The 436-nt window shown below is 69.5% G+C and carries 1 pseudogene; it reads left to right on the top strand.

The window, feature by feature from the left end:
• Positions 1 to 262: 262 nt before the first annotated feature.
• Positions 263 to 436: pseudogene (locus LPA54_RS39310) on the top strand (four-helix bundle copper-binding protein); the annotation flags it as partial.

The raw sequence follows: 436 nt of genomic DNA, 5'->3' as shown, positions 1-436 counted from the left end.
AGTTCGTTGCCCTCGGTCGCCGCGATGCCGATGAGTCGTTCCAACCGTCTGCGCAGCCGCTGCCGCTCCGTCTGTGTCGTCATGGTCCTCTCCCTGTCCGTCCCGCCGATCGCCCCCTCGGCGCCGCGGTCACGGGCACCACCGTTCGGATTGCCGCTCCCGGCCCGGCCAAGCAACGTCCTGTGGTGGTCATGGACACAGGGGCGTAGGACGGGAGGTGCGAGGACCGAACGCCGGCCCTCGCCGTCCCCTGGGAGGAACCATGACCCAGCAGCAGCCGGCCACGGAACCGCTGAGCAAGGAGATGCAGGACTGCATCCAGGCGTGCATGGCCTGCCACGGTGTGTGCGAGGAGACCATGAGCGCGTGTCTGCGGACGGGCGGCGAGGCCCAGACGCGGATCATGCGGGCGCTCCTGGACTGCTCGGAGATGACC

It is taken from the genome of Streptomyces sp. DH12, from assembly GCF_020873895.1.
Lineage (GTDB): Bacteria > Actinomycetota > Actinomycetes > Streptomycetales > Streptomycetaceae > Streptomyces.
The sequence above is the reverse complement of the archived record's forward strand: the minus strand, read 5'-3'. Positions and strand labels throughout refer to the sequence as shown.